Origin of the sequence: Citrobacter amalonaticus (assembly GCF_002918555.1) — a bacterium.
Taxonomy (GTDB): Bacteria; Pseudomonadota; Gammaproteobacteria; order Enterobacterales; family Enterobacteriaceae; genus Citrobacter_C; species Citrobacter_C amalonaticus_A.
This window is the reverse complement of the sequence record NZ_PQMB01000004.1, coordinates 288130-310613: the sequence shown is the minus strand read 5'-3', so window position 1 is coordinate 310613 and position 22484 is coordinate 288130. Positions and strand designations below refer to the sequence as shown.

Genomic DNA, 22484 nt, shown 5'->3' with positions numbered 1-22484 from the left:
AATCACCGGGCGGTCCGGTTTACTCTATCGCCATCTTTACCGCCTCGCCGAGCTTTTGCATCACTTCCTGATGCTTCTCGTTTGGCGGCAACGCGCAGTTAATGCGCACGCAGTTGCGGTATTTTCCGGATGCGGAGAACAGCGATCCTGGTGCGACCTGGATTTTCAGGCGACAGAGCTGCTTAGCGACGCAGACCATATCGACCTGGAGCGGCAGCTCGACCCACAGCATAAAGCTGCCTTTCGGTCGGGTGACGCAGATCCCGCAGGGAAAATATTCCCGTACCCAGCAGGTATAGATCTCCATATTACGCTGATAAATCTGGCGCATACGCCGGATATGCCGATGGTAATGACCTTCGCGCACAAAGGAGGCTGCTGCCAGCTGCGTAGCGGGAACGTTAGTACCAATGACGGCGTACTTCATGTGTAGCAGTTTGTTGTAATAGCGACCGGGAACCACCCAACCCACGCGCAGTCCTGGGGCTACGGATTTGGTAAACGAACTGCAGAGTATTACACGGCCGTCACTGTCCCAGGAGTGGATCGTACGCGGGCGCGGATAGTCCGTCGCCAGTTCGCCATACACATCATCTTCAAAAATGACGATGTCGTGACGCTGGGCGAGGGCGAGCACCGCTTTCTTACGTGCGTCCGGCATAATAAATCCGAGCGGATTATTGCAGTTGGGAACCAGAATAACCCCTTTGATCGGCCACTGCTCCAGCGCCAGCTCGAGCGCTTCAATACTGATGCCGGTGTCTGAATCGGTTGGGATTTCAATTACCTTGAGCCCCAGGCCGCGCAGCAGCTGCATTGTGCCGTAGTAAGCAGGTGATTCAACAGCGACAATGTCTCCAGGCAGACAAACCGCCAGCAGCGCCAGCGACATTCCGCTCTGGCTGCCGTTGGTGATCACAATGTCGTCGGCGTTGATGACTGAACCGCTATCCAGCATCAGGCGGGCAATCTGTTGGCGCAGTTCCCGGCAGCCGGGTAGCTCGTCGTAACCCAGCACCGCCTTCAGATTATGCTGAGCCACCCGGCTAAGCTCGCGCCAGAGCGGTTTCAGGCTGGGTTGACTGATATCCGGAATACCGCTGCTGAACGGGATAATGGATTGATCACGATGGCCTTCCAGCATATCCAGTACCTGATCCCACTGGGTTATCTCGACCGGACGCTGTACCGGGCGCGACATCGGCGGCACGGGCGGCTGTGCTTTCCGTGGCGCAACGAAGTAGCCGGAACGCGGCTGTGGCGTAATGAGCTGTCGCTGTTCCAGCATCTGATACGCCTGCTGGACGGTGCTGATACTGACTCCGTGTTCCTGGCTCAGGCTACGCACCGACGGCAGTTTTTCCCCATGACGATACAGCCCCTGCTCTATACGCTCGGCCAGCAGATTAGCCAGATGTTGGTAACGCGTCATGCTGTATCCCTTATGGATGCCATACAGATAGAAAAACCAGCACAGATTGCTGGAAATCATGCGGTGCAGATACCGTTTTAACTAATCTGTATGTTAAATAAAAGTAGTTTTTGAATCTGTATTGCAATGCCTCAACGCCCGCAGAATAAAGCCTCTGACAAGATGGGGAGGTGGGTATGGAATTTCATGAGAACAAAGCAAAGCAGCCATTTATCGGGTTTGTTCTGATCTGGCGGGCATATAAGGCATGGCGGTTACGGGCGCAAACGCGGCGCGTACTGCAACGCTTGAGCGATGAACGATTGCAAGATATTGGGTTACGGCGCGATCAGATCGAATAGCCGTGGATGGTTTTTCCTGAACGGTTTTGTGGCGACCTCGTTTGTGGTGGGGCGATGGAATAGGAAGGACTGGGAGAAATTGCTCCTGGTTCTGCAAACGAAGGGAGTATTATTGATGCACTTTGCTTCACGGAAGGAACAATACCAGGATGAAAGCCACAGAAGCCCGATTACTTGATTTTCTCAAACGTTCACAGCAATTTGTTATTCCCATCTATCAACGAACCTATTCATGGTCTGAGCAGCAATGCCGCCAGCTTTGGGACGATATTATTCGAGCCGGGCAGCGTGATGATATTTCAGCCCATTTTATTGGGTCCGTGGTTTATATTGAGCAAGGTTTGTATCAGGTTTCGGGGATTTCTCCGTTACTGGTTATTGATGGTCAACAGCGCCTGACGACGGCGATGTTACTCCTTGAGGCGTTATCCCGTCATCTTGGCGATGAAGAGCTGATTGACGGTTTTTCCGCCATGAAATTACGTAACTATTATTTGCTCAACCCCTACGAGTCCGGAGAGCGGGGATACAAGCTGTTGCTGACGGAGACGGATAAAGACAGCCTGCTGGCGCTGATTAAGCAAAAACCGCTGCCTGAAAACGGTTCGCAGCGGATTGAGGCCAATTTTAGATTCTTCGATGAACAAATCAGCAAATTAGGCGATGATCTGGTTTCACTGTGCCGTGGGCTGTCCAAATTACTGATTGTTGATGTGGCACTGAATCGCGGGCAGGATAATCCACAGCTTATTTTTGAAAGCATGAACTCTACGGGCAAGGCGCTCAGCCAGGCCGATTTAGTGCGTAACTTTATTCTGATGGGGCTGGAGCCAGAGCATCAGGCGCGCCTGTATGACGATCACTGGCGGCCGATGGAAATTGCTTTTGGTCAGAAAGGATACAGCGAGTATTTCGACAGCTTTATGCGTCATTACCTGACGGTAAAAACGGGGGATATTCCGCGTACCGATGAAGTTTATGAGGCTTTTAAGCTGCATGCGCGTGACCCTGCCGTTGCTGAAGAGGGTGTGGATGCGCTGGTAGAGGATATTCAGCGCTATGCGGAATATTTCTGTGCGATGGCGCTGGGGAAAGAGAGCGATAAGCAACTTGCTATAGCGTTTCAGGATTTACGGGAGTTAAAGGTTGATGTTGCTTATCCGTTCCTGCTGGTGCTGTACCACGATTACCGGGAGGGCAATTTATCACACGATGATTTTCTGAGTGCGATACGCCTGGTTGAGTCGTATGTTTTCCGCCGCACGGTGTGCGCTATTCCAACCAACTCGCTGAACAAAACATTCGCCACGTTTTATCGGGTGTTAAATAAAGATAAAGAACGCTACCTGGAAAGTATTCAGGCGCATTTACTGGAACTGCCGAGCTATCGACGTTTCCCGGACAACGATGAATTTAGCCACAAGTTAAAAGAGCGCGATCTGTATAACTTCCGTAGCCGTAGTTACTGGCTACGCCGCCTGGAAAATTACGGGCGCAAAGAGCGCGTGGCGGTGGATGAATATACGATTGAACATATTATGCCGCAGAATGAAAATCTGTCGGCAAAATGGCGTGAAGAGCTGGGTAGCGACTGGCAGCGGGTACATAAAGAGCGACTGCATACGCTGGGGAACCTGACGTTAACCGGCTATAACTCCCGTTACAGCGATAAAGCCTTTGTGGAAAAACGCGATATTGATGGCGGCTTTAAAGAAAGCCCTTTGCATTTAAACGCCGGATTAGGGCTGTGCGAGAAGTGGGATGAAGCGGCGATGGATGCTCGGGCCGAGCGGCTGGCGAAGCGTGCCGTTCAGGTCTGGAGTGCTCCTGAGTTGGATGAAGATGTTCTTGATGGCTATCGTCAGCAGCCTGAAAAAGCGATGAACTACAGTCTGACGGATTTCCATCAACTGGAGGTCGGCTCACATAGCCGGATGCTATTTGACCAACTGGCACCAGAAATTTTAAAGCTGGATGCGAGTATCACACAGGAAGTGCTGAAGCTGTATATCGCCTTCAAGGCAGAGACCAATTTTGTGGATGTGGTGCCGCAGAAAAGCCGGTTGCGCCTGTCGCTGAATATGCCGTTCCATGAACTGGTCGATCCGAAAGGGATGGCGAAAGACGTAACGGATCTTGGTCGCTGGGGCAATGGTAATGTAGAGGTCGGTTTCAGCGATCTTGCCCAGCTTCCGTATGTGATGGGGCTAGTCCGCCAGGCGTTTGAAAAACAGATGGATAGTGTGGCTGTGTAGCCTCGATGTCAACCCGGCAGCGCAGAGCTGCCGGATGGCTGGTTTTATGGTTTCCGCCTGCGGGGCTTGTCGGCAATGATGGCAATAAACTCCTGTACCTGACGCTGCTTACGCGCGGATAATTTAGACACCCGGCGCAGAGACTGTAGCAATACGGGCTCTTTCGGCTCCGGCAGCTTTGCCGTCAGCACAATGCATCCAGGCATCATTCTGACATTGATTGAGGTGCCGGCGGTAAAACCGGCGGCTTCCAGCCACAGGCCTTTCATCATAATTGCCGGAACATGCGCTTAATCCGGATTACGACTCGCATAAGTCACGGTACCTGAGCGGTTATTTGTCGGGGAGACTTCTGGAGCGGTGAATGCTGCAATAGAATGCGGGGTAGTCATGATGGCTATTCCTCTAGAAATAGTGATTGTGATTATCGAGACGCTCGTGTTGCAGCACGAGCGCCTTGCGTTAAAAAATACCTGTAAATCCATACAAGCATTACCTTCAACTCAAGTCGAATGCTTAATGAAAACAATTTAATCTACTAATGGAAATAGAATATGTCGGAAATACTGGACCCCATTATTAAATTTCTACAATATTGTATTGAAAATAAAATTATTGAGGTGTGGGTTGCTTTCCTGTTGATAGCCTCTGTCATCTTTATTTATTTCTCATTGTTAAAAATAGACTATGTTAGCCATTTGATTGGGCTATTCAGGAATCGAAAAGAGAGAGCGCTGATTAACATTATGCAGGATGAATACCTTCCCGCTGAAACGAAAAACTGCGCACGGCAGGAGTTTAAAAGGATAAAGAATAAAAAGCTTTGTGGTTTTGATGATGTTATCAGACAGAACTATTGTGTGGTTTTGTCTAATAAATACCATGAATTAGTTACCGTGTTCTTCTTTAAAAAATTCAGATCGAATATCTGCGTGGGAGAAAACCTGAACCCATTAATAAAGATAGGTAAGGGAGTATGGTTTGAATGGGGAATAGGGATGATATACACACTTCAATTTTTTGTACTTGCGATATTCTTCATCTCCTTATCTATTTTTAATCCGGGACAGCTGCCCTTATGGAAACATGCCATACTCTATCTCTCCGTTGCGGTGCTATTATGGACCGGTGTCATGATGTCGAAACAGTTTCCGTCATTGGGCGAAATTAAACTACTAAAAGAGCTTAAGCGCCGGGAAGAACAGGCTAAGGATTGAACAATAAAAGGCTGCGAAAACTACCGCAGCCTTTTTAACATTAAACCCCTTTCAGCAAATCAAACACCACGCGCGCGAACCCTTTCGCCAGCATTGGATTCGAAAGATACTGCATCATCATCTCCTGCTGTGCTTCATTACTGTCCATTACCGCATCATCAATCGCTTTCGGGAAATCGCCCAGCATCGCCTGTTCGCGAGTATTATTGGCGATCTGCGTCATTACGGCCTGGTTCTCTGATAATTTATCGCGCACGGTAAAGGCATAATTAATCATATCTTTATCCGTCAGATTATCGGTTATAAACAGTTCGTTCATTCGCGACAAAATATGCGACAGAAATTCCTCTTTCTTGAAAATCTCCAGACGATCTTTTTCCTGCTTGCAGGCGTTAAAGCTATTTTCCGCATTGGTAATTAATACCGTATCGCTTGTTTTTTTTGTGCGCTCAAACATCTCTTTTGCCATCATGTAAGCATCGATTGCCAGGGCGTAGCGCTTTTTCCAGCGTTCGACCGCCGGTTTGCAAATATTGCTGATTGCCGCGTTGGATTTATTTTTGCTGAAAAATGCCATGCAGAATTGCTCTACTTCATTCCACTGGAAAATCTGCGCAGCACGCAGTTTTTCAAACAAATCGAACACCTGCTGCGGACTGCTGACGTCGGTCAGTTCCGCCGTCTGGTTATAGGGCTGGAACACGCTGAGGATCTTGTCCGGCCTGTGGGCGTAGGTTTTGAGACATGGTGGGGAATTGTAGGCCCGAAAGCTGCGCGCCATCGGGCAATCCAGAATGAGGGTTACTTCTTCAACCCCGCAAACGCGGCTCTGATCTCGTCTTCCGGCAGATTAATGCCGATAAACACCAGCGTACTGTGCGGTTGCTCGTCGCCCCACGGGCGGTCCCAGTCGGCGCTGTACAGGCGCTGAACGCCCTGGAACAGCAGACGGTTCGGTTCGCCGTCAATCCACAGCATCCCTTTGTATCGCAGCAGTTTCTCCGCTGATTCCAGCAGCAGGTTCTCCATCACGCGGGAGACGTCGCCGATATCCACCGGGTAATCCAGCTCCACCACAATCGAGGAGATATCATTTTGCTTATCGGCAATAAAGTGGAAGCGCGGTTTGGCGCTGACTACGTTCTCTTCCAGCATAAAACCGTTGGTGTCGAACAGTTGCGAGAGATCGATATCGCCATGCGTGACGGTATACACCGGGGCGCGGGCGTTGATGCGCGCCAGACGTTCACGCAGTTTTTCACTTCCTCCCGCCACGTCGGTTTTGGTCAGCAGGATGCGATCGGCATAGCCAACCTGTGACTGGGCAATGGTGAACTGGTTCATCTGCTCGTCGGCGTGCACCGCATCGACCAGCGCAATCACGCCGTCCAGCAGGTAGCGCTGGCAAATCACCTCGTGGGAGAAAAAGGTCTGAATGATCGGGCCGGGATCGGCCATGCCGGTGCACTCAATCACCAGACGATCAAAGTTGATATTGCCCTGGTCGAGATTGTCCAGCAGGTCTAACAGCGCGTCTTCCAGCTCGTTCGAGCGGGTGCAGCAGATGCAGCCGTTGGTCAGGGTTTTGATCTGGGTAGCGCGATCGCCAATCAGCTGATCGTCGACGGAAACTTCACCGAATTCGTTTTCGATAACGGCAATTTTATAGCCGTGTTCTTCGTTAAGAATGTGGCGCAGCAGGGTGGTTTTGCCCGCGCCGAGAAAACCGGTGAGTAGGGTGACTGCAATCGGGGTCATTCACTTCTCCTTCTAACAGCAGCGCATGCCGCCTTTACCGTCGCCGCCGTAGCGCGCCTGCTGGCGCTCGCGGAAGAATTCTTCATAGGTCATGTACGGCTTGTCCGGATGGTTGGTCTGCATATGCTCGACATAGTTGTCGTAGTCCGGAATGCCAATCAACATTTTCGCCGCCTGGCCGAGATATTTTTTTGCCTGACCTAAGTTACCAAACATTTTCTCATCCAGATATGAATAAAGCCCGGCGAACCGGGCGTTGGCTTTGCCGGATGGCGCTGCGCTTATCCGGCCTGTGAGTGCTATTACACTTTGCAGGCCGGACAGGGCGTTTTTGTCGCTATCCGGCACGTTTTTTAATGGTGTGAAGAGGTCTTCACTCCGCCTTCCGGTACCGGTATGTACGGCGTTTCTTTGTCGGTACGTTTATCAACATTGCGCACCTTCATCCAGGTTTTGAAACCGTAGAAAATGATGCTGTATACCACCACCAGGAACAGAATACTCAGACCTGCGTTGGTGTAGTTGTTGACGACAATATGGTTCATGTTGGCAATCTGCTCTGCGGTCAGCTCGCCGCCGCTGGCAATCTTCTCTTTGTACTGGTTAGCCATGTAGAAGAAGCCTTCCATCTGCGGGTTGGCGCTGAACAGTTTCAGACCCAGTGCCCAGGTGGTGCAGATCAGCAGCCATACAGCCGGGATAACGGTAACCCAGATGTATTTGGTGCGCTGCATTTTAATCAGTACCACGGTGCCCAGAACCAGCGCCACGGCTGCCAGCATCTGGTTAGAGATACCGAACAGCGGCCACAGGCTCTTAACGCCACCCAGCGGATCGACCACGCCCTGATACAGCAGGTAACCCCACAGGCCTACGCAGCCCGCAGTACCCACGATACCCGCAACCAGAGAATCAGTTTTCTTCAGGAACGGAACGAAGTTACCCAGCAGATCCTGCAGCATAAAGCGGCCGGAACGGGTACCGGCATCCAGCGCGGTCAGGATGAACAGCGCTTCAAACAGAATACCGAAGTGGTACCAGAAGCCCATGTCAGCCATCGGCAGCACTTTGTGGAACACGTGGGCGATACCTACCGCCAGCGTCGGGGCGCCACCTGCGCGGTTCAGTACGGACGGTTCGCCGATGTCTTTCGCGGTCTGCAGGATCTGCTCAGGCGAAATCACAAAGCCCCAGGAGCTGACGGTCGCCGCCGCGTGTGCGGTTACGTCTTTCAGCTGCGCCATAATCAGCGGCGCGTTCTCGCCCCCCATTTCATGCAGGTTCGGCATGGTGATACCGAGGCCCGCTGGCGGGGTGTTCATCGCAAAGTAAAGGCCCGGTTCGATGATGGACGCCGCAACCAGCGCCATAATCGCCACGAAGGATTCCATGAGCATTGCGCCGTAGCCGATGAAACGCGAGTCGGTTTCACAGGCCAGCAGTTTCGGCGTGGTACCCGAAGAGATCAGCGCGTGGAAGCCAGATACCGCACCACAGGCGATGGTGATGAACAGGAACGGGAACAGAGCGCCTTTCCACAGCGGACCGGTACCGTCGATGTACTGCGTCATCGCTGGCATTTTCAGCTCTGGGTTGAGGATCACAATCCCCAGCGCCAGGCCGACGATAACGCCGATTTTCAGGAAGGTTGCCAGATAGTCGCGTGGCGCCAGGATCAGCCACACCGGCAGCAGCGCAGAAACAAACGCATAGCCAATCAGCGCAAAGGTAATGGTGGTGTCTTTAAAGGTCAGCGCCGGACCCCAGTACGGGTCGTGCGCGATCACGCCGCCAAAGTAAATGGAGGCAACCAGCAGCACGATACCAATCACGGAGACTTCACCCACGCGTCCCGGACGCAGGAAGCGCATGTAGATCCCCATAAACAGTGCGATAGGTACGGTTGAGCAAACGGTGAAAACCCCCCACGGGCTTTCGGCCAGCGCTTTTACCACAATCAGCGCCAGTACGGCGAGAATGATGATCATGATTAAGAAGCAGCCAAACAGCGCGATGGTTCCCGGTACCGGCCCCATCTCTTCTTTGATCATCTCTCCGAGAGAGGCGCCGTTACGGCGGGAAGAGATAAACAGCACCATGAAGTCCTGTACCGCACCGGCCAGCACCACGCCCGCCAGCAGCCACAGGGTACCCGGCAGATAACCCATCTGGGCCGCCAGAACCGGACCTACCAGCGGGCCTGCGCCAGCGATTGCCGCGAAGTGGTGACCGAACAGCACGTAGCGGTTGGTTGGCACGTAGTTCAGGCCGTCGTTATTGATGACCGCAGGCGTGGCGCGCGTTGGGTCAAGTTTCATCACCTTCTGGGCGATGTAAAGGCTGTAGTAGCGGTAAGCCACCAGATAAACCGACACGGAAGCGACCACGATCCACAAGGCGCTGACGTGTTCACCCCGACGTAAGGCGACTACCGAGAGGCAGAAAGCACCGATGATTCCGAGAATCACCCAGGGTATGTGCTTGAATATCTTTTTCGTATCCATAGTAAAACCTGGCTGTTTAAGATTAATAATTGGCCGAAGCCGTTTTCATTTGAGTTGCGTTTGAGGAGGTAAATTGACTGCAATGCTGGAAAGATCTTGCCAGAGATACGCGCGCGTAAAGTAAGGTAAATAAGCGAGTGGTTATATGTCAGCTTAAGCGGTCAGAAGTGTCAGTAAGCGGTAAAGAGAGCGGCTAAGGGGCGATATTTATGTGATTGAGATCACAATGAAAAATCTGCGGGTGAAAACTATCGGGTTCACCACGATTACCGTCTACCCTTATTGCCGACAACATCACAAGGAGAACATTATGGAAACAGTGAACCTCTCTTTAGCAGAGGCTTACGCACTGGCGCGAGAAGTGTTGAGCAAGAACGGGTTTAGCGCCGAACATGCCGACGCTATCGCGCGGAACGTGACGGCAGGCGAGCGCGACGGCTGCGCCTCTCACGGCCTGTGGCGTTTGCTGGGGATTGTGGAAACCCTGCGCAAAGGGAAAGTGTCGGCGGATGCGCGCCCGGAAATCAGCGATCGGGCACCTGCGATTGTGCAGGTGGATGCGGGGGGCGCTTATTCGCTGGTGGCGTATGAGCTGGCATTACCGCTGTTGATGGCGAAGGCTCGCCAGTGTGGAATGGCGGCGATGGCGATTAACCGTTGCGTCCATTTTTCCGCTTTATTTGCCGATATCGAACCCCTGACCGATGCCGGACTGGTCGGCTACGCCTGCACGCCCAGCCATGCCTGGGTGGCTCCTGCTGGCGGCACGCGCCCGCTATTCGGTACCAATCCCATCGCCTTCGGCTGGCCGCGTAAAGATAAGCCGCCTTACCTTTTTGATATGGCGACCAGCGCGGCAGCGCGCGGGGAGATCCAGCTGCATCAGCGTGCCGGAAAATCCATCCCTGAAGGCTGGGGGATCGACAGTGAAGGCCAGCCGTCGACCGATCCGCAGGCGGTGCTGGACGGGGCGATGCTTACCTTTGGCGGACATAAAGGTTCCGCGTTTGCGGCGATGGTTGAACTGCTGGCGGGGCCGCTGATTGGCGATATGACCAGTGCGGAGTCGCTGGCCTGGGATGCCGGTGCGGGGGGCTTGCCCTATGGCGGTGAGCTGATCCTGGCGTTTGATCCTGTCAGATTCCTCGGTGAGGAGGCGCATGTTCATCTGGCGCGTGCCGAAACCCTGTTTGCGGCAATGCAGGAGCAGGGGGCGCGGCTACCCGGCGAGCGCCGCTTTATCTGCCGGGAGAAGACCACGGTAGAAGGGGTGACAATTCCCTGCAAACTGTATGAAGAGATCCGCGCTCTGTGAAAATTCCGGCAGGCGAGGCCTTGTTCCTCGCCTGCTATCGAAGCGGGTAGTTTGTAATCGCTTTTTATGCCAGTTAATTGAACAAATTTTCTGCGCCAGACCTCGATTTTGCATAAAGTTTTTCCTTTTCAGGCCGACAACCAGTGTATCTGTCTAGCGGAATGAGAAAACATGTTAAAACGAATCAAAATAGTGACCAGTTTATTGCTGGTCCTGGGGTTGTTTGGCCTCTTACAACTGACATCGGGCGGTCTGTTCTTTAACGCATTAAAAAGTGACAAAGAGAACTTCACCGTTCTGCAAACTATTCGCCAGCAGCAATCCACGCTGAATGGCAGCTGGGTGGCGCTACTGCAAACGCGCAACACTCTCAACCGTGCGGGCATCCGCTACATGATGGATCAGAGCAATATCGGCAGCGGGGCAACCGTTGCGGAGCTGATGCAGATTGCAACAACCTCCCTCAGGCAGGCGGAGAAAAACTGGGCTGACTATGAAGCGCAGCCGCGCGACCCGCGTCAGAGCGAAGCCGCTTCCGCGGAGATCAAACGTACTTATGATATCTATCACAATGCGCTGGCTGAGCTGATCCAGTTGCTGGGGACGGGCAAGATCAATGAATTTTTCGATCAGCCAACCCAGAGCTATCAGGATGGCTTTGAGAAACAGTATGTGGCTTACCAGCAGGAAATAGATCGTCTGTACAAGGCCGTGGTTAGCGATAACAACGACTCCTACAATCAGGCGATGTGGGTGCTGACGATCGTGCTGATCGCGTTGCTGTTGGCGATCGTCGCCGTCTGGTTTGGTATCAAGCTGTCGCTGATCGCACCGATGAATCGCCTGATCGAGAACATTCGTCATATCGCCAGCGGCGATCTGGTGAAGCGTATCGATGTGGAAGGCACCAACGAAATGGGACAGCTGGCGCAAAGCCTGCGCCATATGCAGGGCGAGCTGGTTCGTACCGTGGGCGATGTGCGTAATGGCGCCAACGCTATTTATAGCGGTGCCAGTGAAATCGCGATGGGCAATAACGATCTCTCTTCCCGTACCGAGCAGCAGGCCGCCTCCCTGGAAGAGACTGCCGCCAGTATGGAGGAGCTGACTGCCACGGTGAAACAGAACGCCGAGAACGCCCGTCAGGCGAGCCATCTGGCGTTGAGCGCCTCTGAAACCGCGCAGAAGGGCGGGAAGGTTGTTGATAACGTGGTGCAGACTATGCGCGACATTGCTTCCAGTTCGCAGAAAATTGCCGACATTATTAGCGTTATCGACGGCATTGCCTTCCAGACCAATATTCTGGCGCTTAACGCCGCGGTAGAAGCGGCCCGTGCGGGTGAACAGGGCCGTGGTTTTGCGGTTGTGGCCGGTGAAGTACGTACCCTGGCAAGCCGCAGCGCCCAGGCTGCCCGCGAGATTAAGAGCCTGATTGAAGACTCCGTGAGCCGCGTGGATGTCGGCTCAACACTGGTGGAAAGCGCCGGTGAAACGATGGAGGAGATCGTCAATGCGGTAACCCGCGTAACCGACATCATGGGGGAAATCGCTTCCGCGTCTGACGAACAGAGCCGCGGTATTGACCAGGTCGGGCTGGCGGTTGCCGAGATGGATCGCGTCACCCAGCAGAACGCCTCGCTGGTGCAAGAGTCTGCCGCCGCCGCCGCCGCCCTGGAAGAACAGGCCAGCCGCCTGACTCAGGCCGTTGCCGTGTTCCGTATTCAGCAGGAACAGCAGCGTGCGCGTGATGCGGTCGCAGCAAAACCCGTATCAACCCCGGTCCCGCTACGTAAAGCGGCAGCGGCCGATACGGGTGAGAACTGGGAAACGTTTTAAGAGCCTGGTCCATCAGGCTATTTTGCGCTCACTCTGTGTGCCCTCTGCTGAGGGCACTTTTACAAACTGGGTAAAAAAGTGGTGAGGGCCGGAATAAACGTCACCATCAAGAGTACGACCAGGAGCGCAATAAATAACGGTATCACTTCGCGAATAAATTCTGAAATTTTGGTTCCGGTGATCGACGTTGCCACAAACATAACCGTACCCATAGGCGGTGTCAGGCATCCCACGGCTAAATTCAGGATCATCATGACGCCAAATTGAATAGGATCGATTCCCAGCATTTTTACTGTCGGCATCAGGAGCGGCACCAGGACGATAATCGCCGCATTTCCTTCGATGAACATACCAAGAAATAACAGTACTGCATTGACGATCAGAAGAAACAGATAAGGATTATCGGAGAACCCTGTCATCAGGACAGCCACATTCTGCGCAATTTGCTCATTGGTCAAAATCCATGCTAATGCAGAACAGGTCATAATGATGAGCATTACGCTTGCCGTTGAGCGTGCCGTTTCCAGGACTGAAGCAGCGATATCTTTTAAGGTCATTTCCCGATAGAAAAGGGTACCGACGATAATGACAAAAAGTACGGCGATAGCACCCGCTTCTGTCGGTGTGAATATACCAAAACGAATCCCGCCAATAATCACCAGGATAAGTACCAGCGCTGATGTTGCGCCTTTTCCCGCCTCCCAAAGTTCACGGACGGTGGGGCCGTGGCTTCTCGCGGGCAAATAACCGCGCTTTTTCGATATCAGGTAGATGGCAATCATCAATGCGACACAGCACAGCAGGCCGGGAATAATCGCCGCCATAAACATCTTGCCGATAGAAACATCGGCGACAAAGCCATAAATAATTAAAGCAATGCCAGGGGGAATAATCGGCGTTATTAACGATCCTGCAGCCGTTACTGCGGTAGAGAATCCTTTGCTGTATCCCAGTTTCGTCATTTCGGGTACCAGCATTTTTGACAACATCGCACAGTCGGCGAGGTTTGAGGCCGATAGCCCTCCCATCATGGTACTCAGCAGGACGTTGGATTGCGCCAGTCCGCCAGGGTAATGACCAGAGAGAACGCCCGTAAACTTTAACATCCGGTGAGTAATCCCCGTATAGTTGAGGAGATTACCCAGCAGAATGAAAAAGGGAATTGCCAATAGCGTGACGTTTTCACCTGCGCCGATGATGCGCTGAATCGCAATTAAGGGCGATATATCACCTGCCATAAAGAAATAAATCAGAATAGCAACCAGAACGCTGATGAAAATTGGCGTATTCAGCATGAACAGAAACAGTAAAACAATACAGGCAATGGCTACTGACATGCGACCTCCCTGTTTTTCATTCTTTTAATATCTTGCCAAAGATGTTGTAGACAGAAAATAACCATGAGCCCAGCTCCGGTTGGCACCGCAAAGTCAATGTATAAATAAGAAACCCCGAGGATGGGTGTTATTTTATCCTCTGCGATTAAAGACAGCTCATAGCCCAAATAACCGAATGTAGACAGCGCTATAATAGAAATAATGTGCGTGAAGATAGTACAGATAAGCTGCAATTTTTCGGGTAGCATTGCGGTTAAGGCATCGATACTCACATGCATACGTAACCGCATGGCAGAAGCGGCACCTAACATAATGAGCCATATATAACAAATAATGAGTACTTCTTCTCCCCAGATTAGTGGAGAGTTTAGCAACCAGCGCATGAAAACGGCCAGGACTGTTATCAGCACAATTCCGCTGGTTGCGACACCGGCTAATATATCGCTAAATCTGTTGAAAAAACCGAACATAGCAATTCCTTTAAAATGACATGTTTATCAGGCAGGCGCGGTATCTCTTCGAACGCCCCTCTGTCAGTCTCATCCCGGTTCTTTTGGGGCTGCGCAGGTGATAAACCTGCGCAGCCTGACGGTTATTTGGCAATGATTTCCTGCGTTTTCTCGTATAAAGCGGGGGTCCATTCCGGGAATTTCGTATAGAAAGATTTTGAGGCGTCGCGGAACAACGTGCGATCGACTTCAACAACGGTAACACCCTCGTTTTTCATTTTTTCTATCAGGCTCTTCTCTTCTTTCAGGACCAGATCCGTCAGATACTGACCTGCTTTATTACCCGAGTCGATCAGCGCGGTTTGAATGTCAGGTGGCAGCTTTTTGTATGTGCGACTTCCCATGACCAGATTCGTCACATTTTCGACATGCCCTGTCAGGATGAGGTATTTGGCCGCTTCATAGTGTTTTTGCCCATATAACACGGGAATTGGATTTTCTGCGCCATCAATGATTTTTAAATTTAACGAGGTATAAACTTCTGCCAGCGGGAGTGGCGTTGGCGTTGCGCCCATCGCTTTCATCCCTTCAATCTGAATACGGTTGTTCGGTACCCGGATTTTCAGCCCTTGCAGATCTTCCGGCTTATTAACCATTTTGTTGGTTAACATGTGACGGGAACCATATAACCAGTCTTTCGTGATGATGTGGAGTCCCTTCGCATCCAGTTTACTTTCCAAATCCTTGTACCAGTCAGACTGATTCAACTTGAAAATATCCAGGTAATCATTACCCAGATAAGGGCCAAACATAATGCCGAAATCCGGCACATAGTCAGAGAAGAAGGCACCATCGGCCAGGGTTATCAGCGGGCTTCCCAGCTTCATTTGTTCGATAACATCTTTCTTCGAGCCTAACTGAGAGCTGGGGTAAGGGACTAATTCACCTTTCCCGGCAGTTTGTTCACTGAACAGGCGCGCCCATTCATGAATGGCTTGATCAAACGGTTCTCCAGGGTTGTTTTCATAAGCGACTTTTAATGTATATTCAGCCGCGGCAAAGGCAGAACCCGTAAGGGAGGCGGTTGCGATTATCGAACCCATTGCAAATGCCAGTAACTTATTTCCTTTTTTTATCATTTTACTCATCATTGCTCTCCAGTTTCGTGGGAACTGCGGAATTAATTCACATTACGATAGGGGAAGGATAGTCCGGTCAGGTTGATGCTTATTTTGTTCTATACTCGTCATACTTCAAGTTGCTGGTGCGTTGGCTTTCCTCGCTCACCCCAGTTACGTACTTATGTACGCTCCTGGGGATTCGCTGCGTTGCCGCCTTCCCGCAACTCGAATTATTTAGAGTATACTGCCCAACTCGCGGGTCTATTTTCTATGTGAAGATTTAGAGCCTATTATCTCATCACCATCAGGTGGCTTTTTTTAGGTGATTTTGTGGTAGTGGTAATGCTTTATTGTTTTTAATCGGTATTTAACCAGAGGTATTAATCGAATGAACCATGGTCTGTCTGGCTGTTTGCAGGTGCTGGCGTAAAGCGGTGGTGGCGCCAAAATCATTACGGCAGATTAACGCGCTAAGAATGGTCATATGCTCATTGACCGCAATAATATTTCTCTGTTTAAGATCGCTTTCATCCCATTGATAATGAAAATGAAAAATGACTGAGATAATCTCCAGCGACTGGTCAAAGAAAACATTTTCTGCCGCGCTCAGCAGTAGCGTGTGAAACTCTCTGTCCAGTGAGGAAAACATACGATAGTTGTCACCAATCGTGTCTCGCAGGGTGCGATGATGGTCAAGAAGATCGCGGGCTTTCTGCCAGCGAATGTCATCGGCTGGAAGGTTAAGGAAACGTTGTAACGCGTGCGTTTCCAGCATTTCACGCAGTTCGAACAGCTGCTCGGCATAGGCCTGATCAAACTGTTTCATGCTCCACTGACCACGTTTTTCACTTTGGATTAGATTGTAACGTCCGAATTTTAAAAGAAATTCCCGGACAACGACCGGGCTTACGCCAGCCGCGCGGGAAAGCTGAAGTTCGGTAAATGTCTCACCTGCCCGCAACAGGCGCTGGTTGATCATCGTAAAAAATGCCTGTTCAAAAATGCGATTTTGCTCAGTCAGCGAGGCGCTGTTGCAGGCGAAGCCATCATCATGATCGGGTTTACGGGCAATGACGTAATCGCTGCCGACCTGCGTCAGTACGCCGCATTCGCTGAGATGGCTCAGCATGTGGCGTACCGTGGTGCGACTGATGTTGTACATCTCGGCCAGCGCACTTTGCGATGGCAGCGGTGAAGGAATATGACCGCGTGCCATATCGTCAATCATTTGGTTAATCACATTGTGGCGTAAATTCTGCGAACGACTCATGGCTCCCTCCTTTTTGAGCATTAAAACCCGATTTAAAACATTTTAATGCGCTGAGTTTCACAAGTTATGTCGCCCGTTTATTTTTAGAGGCTTTTTCCAGGATATCTGTTGCAACAGAAAATATGGGAGAAAAAACGATGGCAACAATGAATGTCCTGGTGTGTCTGGAACCCAAAAAAATGCACCGGGAAACGCGGGAAATACCCGTTCCGGGTGAGAGTGAAGCATTGATTAAAATAAAATCTGTCGGCATTTGTGGAACCGATATTCATGCCTGGTCGGGTAATCAGCCCTTCTTTAGTTATCCGCGTGTATTAGGACATGAAATATGTGGAGAAATTGTTGCTCTGGGGAAAAATATCCAGAACCTGAATAATGGGCAACAGGTGGCGGTTATTCCTTACGTGGCATGTCAGCAATGTCCGGCATGTGAAAGCGGTCGTACCAACTGCTGTGAAAAGATTTCCGTGATTGGCGTGCATCAGGATGGCGGCTTCAGCGAATACCTGTCGGTGCCGGTGAATAATCTGCTCCTCGCCGAAGGCATTGACCCTCACGCCGCTGCGTTAATTGAACCGTATGCCATTAGCGCACATGCAGTGCGTCGGGCGGCGATTGCGCCGGACGAGCAGGTGCTGGTGGCTGGCGCAGGGCCGATTGGTCTGGGTGCTGCGGCGATTGCGAAGGCTGACGGTGCCCAGGTGGTTGTGGCGGATACCAGTCCGGCTCGTCGTCAGCATGTAACATCACACCTGGGATTGCCGGTGGTGGATCCGTCAGCTGACGATTTCGAGGGGCGTCTGCGTGCCCACTTCGGCGGATCGCTGGCGCAAAAAGTTATCGATGCCACGGGAAATCAGCATGCCATGAATAATGCCGTCAATCTGATCCGCCACGGCGGCAGCATTGTGTTTGTCGGACTGTTCAAGGGGGATTTGCAGTTCCCGGACCCTGAGTTTCACAAAAAAGAGACCACCATGATGGGGAGTCGTAACGCAACGCCGGACGATTTTGCGAAGGTCGGGCGGCTGATGGCAGAGGGAAAACTGACCGCCGAAATGATGCTGACCCACCGCTATCCGTTTGCCACGTTAGCGGAAGCCTATGAGCGCGATGTGATTAATAATCGTGAACTTATCAAAGGGGTGATTACGTTCTGATGCGATTGCCATGCAGCGCCCGGAGCCGTGTTGGGCGCTGTTTTTTTTAGTCAGAGGCGAATACAGTATCATCCACGCGGACTTTCAACCTCCGCCAGTTACCGATCCTCAGGCAGGACGTATGTCGCGGTGACGTCCGCCAGCTTTAAGTCAGTGCTGACAACCGCAGGGGCAAAAAAGCCCGTCAGCGTACCGCTGCGCGCAGCCTGCCGAATGAGTCGGGTGCGCATGAGGAACCGGGGACTGTTTTACCGCAGACGAAACAATCCCCTGTTTCAGCTGAAAGTGCCTCCATCCGCTGCCGCATTTCATGTAGTCACGCCCACTCTCTTATCGATATTAAATAATTCACTGCGTAAATTAATTAATCTTTCTTGTTGATCTGGATCAATAACGCAATGCCACTTTTTGCTAAAAATGAGCGCTCAAAATGTGAACCGTATCACTATTAGAAACAGATGATACGTGCCGCAAAATAAATGATTACTGGCTGCGAGATGGACTGAATTTCAGGACATGGAGCGCCGTCGGCCACACCACCGACCATCATTTTTAGACATTATTTCCACATGAGACACCACCATGAAAAAGACGTTGAGCGCCTTTGTTTTTGCGACTGTAAGCGCTTCCACTTTTGCAGCCAATTCCACCTCTTATGACTCACTCCAGGATCAGATGATTGATAGTCTTCGCCTGAATGGTTATGACCACAGTGCGGGCATTCAGCGCAATGCTTATGACATTCGCAGCCTGAACAGTGACACTGCTGCGAAGCTGTCAGCGGTTAACGCTTATGTAAACCAGGTACAACAGCAGAGTAATGATCACGATGCGGCGCAGGATGCTGCTATCCGTAATCTGCAAAATATGCCGGTTGCTCGAAATGGCGTAAGCGGGCGCGACGGCATTGATGGTAAGGCAGGACACGATGGTAAAGATGGCGCGCAGGGGCAGAGTGGTGCAACAGGTGCAACGGGCAGGGCCGGGGCGCAGGGGGCCCGGGGTTTAACTGGGGCCGCAGGTCATGACGGGAAAGACGGCGTGACAGCGATTGTTCAGCAGACCGCTGCGGCAGATCTGGAAACAAAGGCACAGGCAGCGAAGAACGAGCAGGATATTGCTGAGTTGAAACGTGATGTCCGCAATCTCGGCGCATCGGCACAGGCTTCTGCAAACCTCCATTATAACGCCAATCAAAGCGGCTATGCCGTTGCCGTCGGACAGTATGAAAGCAGCACGGCAATTGCTGGCGGCATGCAATTTCAGGCAAATGCACATTCAGCCGTAACGGTACAGGCAAGTTATGACGGTACTGCGGCGGGCGGCTCTCTTGGATTTCACAGCGATTTCTAAGCTTTTCACCCCTACGACTTTCAGAACGGCTTTAATGAAAGCATCTGAAATGTCATTCACCTGGAAGAGAGATCGTAATGAAAAAGATGACCCCCGTTGTCGCTTTTGCTGCCCTGTTGGTTGCTTGCAACGCGAACGCCATTAGCTCCGGCTATCGTGCTCAACTCGAGCGTAGCGGATGTACGCAGGTAACTGAAGCCGATGGCACATGTGATATTCATAAGACGGCTGCCGGGAATGGCGTCAGCCCCTCACGGCATGTCGACGACAGGCATGGCACCGATGACCGTGTGACCGCTCGTGCCAGGCTTAACGCGGCATTAGACGAAAATGTTCTGGCACAGGATGTTGTGTCAGCAGCTCATTCGCTGAAAGAACTGGGTTTTCACCAGGTATCCGGGGAGTTTGTGAATATTAAAGGCGACCATGTCACGATCGCCGTGGATGAGACCGGCAAGGTCAGCACCGTGAAAGTTAAGCCATAAAACGGTTTCTGAAAGAGAAAAAGCCGCCCATAAGGGCGGCTATTCATGGCTGGTACGGCACCACCCGCGCCAGCCGGATCGTCCGGCACCACCCGAACGATCAAGAGACACCGCCATGAAGGCGATTCTCATAATTATATCGCGCACAAGTTGTGCAAATCAAAATTAAATCTGCCACGCCGTACGGCGGGCTGCTCTCCTGACGTTAACCTTCCGCATTCGTGACTTTGATTTCCACCATACCGATACCCAGCTTACGCGGCGAATGGCCGAGAATATTGCCTTCATTGGTTGCGACGGGATCTGGCGGGACAATCACCAGCGTGCTGGCGGCGCTGGGGTTGTCGAAGTGCAGGGTTGTGGTGCTGATGTCATTTCCCAACACCAGGGTATGCTCTTCGTTACCCACGCGGACAGGGATGGGCTTGTTCGCGTTGTCGCCAAAGGCTTTGGCGGTAATCACCAGATCAAATTTCTTGGGCAACGGCGCTTTGTACTCAATTTTAACCTCTTCACCGAGCTGAGCATTAGACCAGCGTCCCCAGGATTCCGGGCGGGAGATACCGCTAAACTGCTTCACCTCTTCCGGCGCGCCTGCGACGTTAAAGATAAAGCTGTCTGCTTTGTAGCGAATATCATTATCGACAATTTTCAGGGTATCGACATTGCCTTTATAACGCTCCATGTCGATGACCGTTTCTTTAAATGCGGTCTTGCCTTTCCACTGTGGTTTATCGACGTGCTGGATGATTTGTTGTCCTCCCAGCTGTCCCTGCGAAACGCACCAGTCAGTGGATAGCGCCAGTTCAGGCTTCCACAGCTGCGCCATCTTATAGCAGCGGTCAACCCAGACAAAGTTATCTCGTGGGGCAAAGTCGGCAAGCTGGAAGCGCAGTGGGGCTGAGTATTCGCTTTCCGGCAGCGGTTCGACGCGTTTGTCCGACACCCGTAGCAGCAGCGGCAGACGGAAGTGGCTGCCGGAGAAGGCGATCATCTTTTTATCCTGATCGACGGTAAAATCTTTCATCTCTTTCGGGAAGTTCCACAGGCGGATAATGTCCGGCTTCATCGCCAGAATCTTCTCTTTGCTGTTGAGGAAAACTTCTGACAATGACTGACCAGAGAGGCTGCTGCGCCCGAGGCCGAGAAAGTTATCGCCGCCAAGAATATCCAGCACGGTCGCGCCGTTATCGAGCGTGTTACGTTTGACAGCCAGCGTATCCTGCTGAGGCTGGTCACCGCGAATCACAAAGAACAGATTGTTACGATCCTGTTTATTGAGATATTTCCAGGCGGTATTGTTCATGGCCAGGTGGTCGGAAGAAACCACGATAACGGTGTCTTTAAACCACGGGGAGGTTTTGATCTTGTTAATAAATTCTGCAATGTTCTCCTGGCTGCAACTGACTGCGCTAAAGGACTGGTTGGGCTTGCCGTCAAAGTCGTAGCGTTTGCGGTTACAGGTGCGGGAGATAAAACCGTCCGGATGGTGGGTATCCACCGTTAGCGTAAACAGCGAGAAACGTTGCCCGGAGCGGGAGAGCGCTTCAAATTTCTTCCACGCTTCGTCGAGAACCGTGTCGTCGTAGAAGCCCCAGTCATTGCGATAGTCGGGATCCGCCACCACGGTTTTCAGCTCTTCGGCACCGTACAGGTGGTCAAAACCGTGAGATTTGAGGAACACGTCTTTTCCGGCAAAGCGTAGGTTCGCCCCCTGCACAAAATAGTTCTGATAGCCGGAATTTTTCAGGATATCGCCGAGGCAGACATTCTGCGGGAAGAAACTGGACATGGACGCTGAGGCGTTGCCTTCAAATGGCGCGAACAGCGGAATACCGCACTGGGAGGCGACCATCCCGGCGATGGTGTAATCCGTACCCGGCAGCTGCATGGTGTGGCTGAAGTCCAGTCCTTCATTTTTCAACGCCCCCAGTTCCGGGGTGAGATCCGGGAAGGCATCGTTATCGAAATAGGTACGTTCCAGGCTTTCACCGTAGATGTAAACCAGGTTGAGCTTCGGTTTGGGAATGCTCTTTGACGGTTCTTTGTACCAGACGGTGAAATCCGGATCGCCATCGCGCGACTGAGATTTGACCAGCTCGCTAATCTGGCGAAACGCCGGGCTGGCGTCCACGGAGCCTAATGCCAGAATCAGAGCCAGCAGGCTGTAACCGAAGTGGTGAGGATGGTGACGGCGACGGCGCAACACCCAGCCTAATGCCGTAAAAACCGCAACTAATGCGAGTGTGATCCCCACGCCCGGTAATATGTACTTACCCACGCCAGCGCCCGTCAGGCTGTTGGTCAACGTGTAGAGAACCGCGTCGTTAATGCCGTCACCGGTAAAGTAGTCACTGGCATACAACGTGATATTTAAAACGACAAACAGCCCCAGCACCGTCAGGGTGGCAGCAAACCACCAGGTATTGCGTCCCGCTTTCAGGGCATAAATCAGCACGGAGGCGAGAAACAGGGTGAGAGAGAGTAGTTCAGACAACCGGCAATCCTCAGTAAACCAGCATTCGACTGGCAGCGTATTCTCTTTTCAGGAAGTACAATGTAATTGTGATGTCATCTTGCTGCAATTCTAGTGACATTAAAATGCACTGCCATTCAGAATTGGTTTAGAAATGGACATTTTTGATCGTCTT

18 protein-coding genes and 2 pseudogenes are annotated in these 22484 nt (G+C 51.8%); 8 read left to right on the top strand and 12 right to left on the bottom strand.

What is annotated here, in order from left to right; genetic code table 11:
• Positions 1 to 19 precede the first annotated feature (19 nt).
• Entirely contained in the window at positions 20 to 1432 is a 1413-nt protein-coding gene (locus C3432_RS19210) for an aminotransferase-like domain-containing protein (protein ID WP_103778284.1), read from the bottom strand.
• Between the two features lie 176 nt (positions 1433 to 1608).
• Here C3432_RS19210 and C3432_RS19205 point away from each other — a divergent pair, with 176 nt between their 5' ends.
• Positions 1609 to 1773, top strand: coding sequence for a DUF1127 domain-containing protein (locus C3432_RS19205; RefSeq protein ID WP_103778148.1), 165 nt, complete (start codon positions 1609 to 1611; stop codon positions 1771 to 1773).
• Positions 1774 to 1922: 149 nt separating this feature from the next.
• Complete coding sequence (locus C3432_RS19200; RefSeq protein ID WP_103778147.1) at positions 1923 to 4028, top strand: GmrSD restriction endonuclease domain-containing protein; 2106 nt, start codon at positions 1923 to 1925, stop codon at positions 4026 to 4028.
• A gap of 44 nt (positions 4029 to 4072) precedes the next feature.
• Here C3432_RS19200 and symE read toward each other — a convergent pair.
• Positions 4073 to 4420: pseudogene (gene symE, locus C3432_RS19195) on the bottom strand (endoribonuclease SymE).
• 162 nt (positions 4421 to 4582) lie between these two features.
• Here symE and C3432_RS19190 point away from each other — a divergent pair.
• The gene (locus tag C3432_RS19190) at positions 4583 to 5245 is read left to right on the top strand and encodes a hypothetical protein (protein ID WP_103778146.1); all 663 of its coding nucleotides are present in this window, start codon (positions 4583 to 4585) and stop codon (positions 5243 to 5245) included.
• A gap of 40 nt (positions 5246 to 5285) precedes the next feature.
• On the opposite strand, the pseudogene C3432_RS19185 reads toward C3432_RS19190, so the two are convergent.
• From C3432_RS19185 to btsT, 4 genes and pseudogenes are all read right to left on the bottom strand, one after another.
• Positions 5286 to 5978: pseudogene (locus C3432_RS19185) on the bottom strand (type I restriction endonuclease subunit R); the annotation flags it as partial.
• 68 nt (positions 5979 to 6046) lie between these two features.
• On the bottom strand, positions 6047 to 7003 hold the full coding sequence (yjiA, locus tag C3432_RS19180; RefSeq protein ID WP_103778145.1) for a GTPase: 957 nt from the start codon (positions 7001 to 7003) through the stop codon (positions 6047 to 6049).
• A gap of 12 nt (positions 7004 to 7015) precedes the next feature.
• On the bottom strand, positions 7016 to 7219 hold the full coding sequence (locus tag C3432_RS19175; protein ID WP_035893372.1) for a YbdD/YjiX family protein: 204 nt from the start codon (positions 7217 to 7219) through the stop codon (positions 7016 to 7018).
• 137 nt (positions 7220 to 7356) lie between these two features.
• Positions 7357 to 9507 (bottom strand): pyruvate/proton symporter BtsT, encoded by a 2151-nt coding sequence (gene btsT / locus C3432_RS19170; protein ID WP_103778144.1) that lies wholly within the window; start codon positions 9505 to 9507, stop codon positions 7357 to 7359.
• A 310-nt stretch (positions 9508 to 9817) separates the two neighbouring features.
• Here btsT and C3432_RS19165 point away from each other — a divergent pair, with 310 nt between their 5' ends.
• On the top strand, positions 9818 to 10822 hold the full coding sequence (locus C3432_RS19165; protein ID WP_103778143.1) for an Ldh family oxidoreductase: 1005 nt from the start codon (positions 9818 to 9820) through the stop codon (positions 10820 to 10822).
• 171 nt (positions 10823 to 10993) lie between these two features.
• A complete protein-coding gene (gene tsr / locus C3432_RS19160) occupies positions 10994 to 12658 on the top strand; it encodes a methyl-accepting chemotaxis protein (RefSeq protein ID WP_103778142.1) in 1665 nt (554 codons plus the stop codon).
• 59 nt (positions 12659 to 12717) lie between these two features.
• Here the strand turns inward: tsr and C3432_RS19155 are convergent, their stop codons facing one another.
• The 4 genes from C3432_RS19155 to C3432_RS19140 form a co-directional block, all read right to left on the bottom strand.
• On the bottom strand, positions 12718 to 13995 hold the full coding sequence (locus C3432_RS19155) for a TRAP transporter large permease (RefSeq protein ID WP_103778141.1): 1278 nt from the start codon (positions 13993 to 13995) through the stop codon (positions 12718 to 12720).
• Positions 13986 to 14465, bottom strand: a complete 480-nt coding sequence (locus tag C3432_RS19150) for a TRAP transporter small permease (protein ID WP_103778140.1) — start codon at positions 14463 to 14465, stop codon at positions 13986 to 13988. The genes C3432_RS19155 and C3432_RS19150 overlap by 10 nt, the downstream gene beginning before the upstream one ends.
• 122 nt (positions 14466 to 14587) lie before the next feature.
• Positions 14588 to 15595, bottom strand: coding sequence for a C4-dicarboxylate TRAP transporter substrate-binding protein (locus tag C3432_RS19145; RefSeq protein ID WP_258041630.1), 1008 nt, complete (start codon positions 15593 to 15595; stop codon positions 14588 to 14590).
• Positions 15596 to 15932: 337 nt separating this feature from the next.
• Positions 15933 to 16835 carry a GntR family transcriptional regulator gene (locus C3432_RS19140; RefSeq protein ID WP_103778138.1) on the bottom strand — a complete coding sequence of 301 codons (903 nt, stop codon included), beginning with the start codon at positions 16833 to 16835 and terminating at the stop codon, positions 15933 to 15935.
• Between the two features lie 137 nt (positions 16836 to 16972).
• Between C3432_RS19140 and C3432_RS19135 the strand changes: the two genes are divergently transcribed.
• Positions 16973 to 17995: a zinc-binding alcohol dehydrogenase family protein gene (locus C3432_RS19135; RefSeq protein WP_103778283.1), complete on the top strand. Its 1023-nt coding sequence runs from the start codon at positions 16973 to 16975 to the stop codon at positions 17993 to 17995.
• A 98-nt stretch (positions 17996 to 18093) separates the two neighbouring features.
• On the opposite strand, the gene C3432_RS28065 is transcribed toward C3432_RS19135, so the two are convergent.
• Positions 18094 to 18225, bottom strand: coding sequence for a hypothetical protein (locus C3432_RS28065; RefSeq protein WP_258041629.1), 132 nt, complete (start codon positions 18223 to 18225; stop codon positions 18094 to 18096).
• A gap of 352 nt (positions 18226 to 18577) precedes the next feature.
• On the opposite strand from C3432_RS28065, the gene C3432_RS19130 reads away from it, so the two are divergent.
• Positions 18578 to 19348 (top strand): collagen-like protein, encoded by a 771-nt coding sequence (locus C3432_RS19130; protein ID WP_103778137.1) that lies wholly within the window; start codon positions 18578 to 18580, stop codon positions 19346 to 19348.
• Positions 19349 to 19425: 77 nt separating this feature from the next.
• Positions 19426 to 19833 carry a hypothetical protein gene (locus C3432_RS19125; protein ID WP_103778136.1) on the top strand — a complete coding sequence of 136 codons (408 nt, stop codon included), beginning with the start codon at positions 19426 to 19428 and terminating at the stop codon, positions 19831 to 19833.
• 205 nt (positions 19834 to 20038) lie between these two features.
• Here the strand turns inward: C3432_RS19125 and opgB are convergent, their stop codons facing one another.
• Complete coding sequence (gene opgB / locus C3432_RS19120; RefSeq protein WP_103778135.1) at positions 20039 to 22330, bottom strand: phosphatidylglycerol--membrane-oligosaccharide glycerophosphotransferase; 2292 nt, start codon at positions 22328 to 22330, stop codon at positions 20039 to 20041.
• Between the last annotated feature and the right edge of the window lie 154 nt (positions 22331 to 22484).

Coding starts and splice junctions, on each gene's coding strand:
- C3432_RS19165 (WP_103778143.1), top strand. CDS start 9,818: ATGGAAACAGTGAACCTCTCTTTAGCAGAGGCTTACGCACTGGCGCGA.
- C3432_RS19135 (WP_103778283.1), top strand. CDS start 16,973: ATGGCAACAATGAATGTCCTGGTGTGTCTGGAACCCAAAAAAATGCAC.
- C3432_RS19140 (WP_103778138.1), bottom strand. CDS start 16,835: ATGAGTCGTTCGCAGAATTTACGCCACAATGTGATTAACCAAATGATT.
- C3432_RS19125 (WP_103778136.1), top strand. CDS start 19,426: ATGAAAAAGATGACCCCCGTTGTCGCTTTTGCTGCCCTGTTGGTTGCT.
- C3432_RS19130 (WP_103778137.1), top strand. CDS start 18,578: ATGAAAAAGACGTTGAGCGCCTTTGTTTTTGCGACTGTAAGCGCTTCC.
- C3432_RS19155 (WP_103778141.1), bottom strand. CDS start 13,995: ATGTCAGTAGCCATTGCCTGTATTGTTTTACTGTTTCTGTTCATGCTG.
- C3432_RS19150 (WP_103778140.1), bottom strand. CDS start 14,465: ATGTTCGGTTTTTTCAACAGATTTAGCGATATATTAGCCGGTGTCGCA.
- yjiA (WP_103778145.1), bottom strand. CDS start 7,003: ATGACCCCGATTGCAGTCACCCTACTCACCGGTTTTCTCGGCGCGGGC.
- C3432_RS19200 (WP_103778147.1), top strand. CDS start 1,923: ATGAAAGCCACAGAAGCCCGATTACTTGATTTTCTCAAACGTTCACAG.
- C3432_RS19175 (WP_035893372.1), bottom strand. CDS start 7,219: ATGTTTGGTAACTTAGGTCAGGCAAAAAAATATCTCGGCCAGGCGGCG.
- btsT (WP_103778144.1), bottom strand. CDS start 9,507: ATGGATACGAAAAAGATATTCAAGCACATACCCTGGGTGATTCTCGGA.
- C3432_RS19190 (WP_103778146.1), top strand. CDS start 4,583: ATGTCGGAAATACTGGACCCCATTATTAAATTTCTACAATATTGTATT.
- C3432_RS28065 (WP_258041629.1), bottom strand. CDS start 18,225: ATGCGCACCCGACTCATTCGGCAGGCTGCGCGCAGCGGTACGCTGACG.
- C3432_RS19145 (WP_258041630.1), bottom strand. CDS start 15,595: ATGATGAGTAAAATGATAAAAAAAGGAAATAAGTTACTGGCATTTGCA.
- C3432_RS19210 (WP_103778284.1), bottom strand. CDS start 1,432: ATGACGCGTTACCAACATCTGGCTAATCTGCTGGCCGAGCGTATAGAG.
- tsr (WP_103778142.1), top strand. CDS start 10,994: ATGTTAAAACGAATCAAAATAGTGACCAGTTTATTGCTGGTCCTGGGG.
- C3432_RS19205 (WP_103778148.1), top strand. CDS start 1,609: ATGGAATTTCATGAGAACAAAGCAAAGCAGCCATTTATCGGGTTTGTT.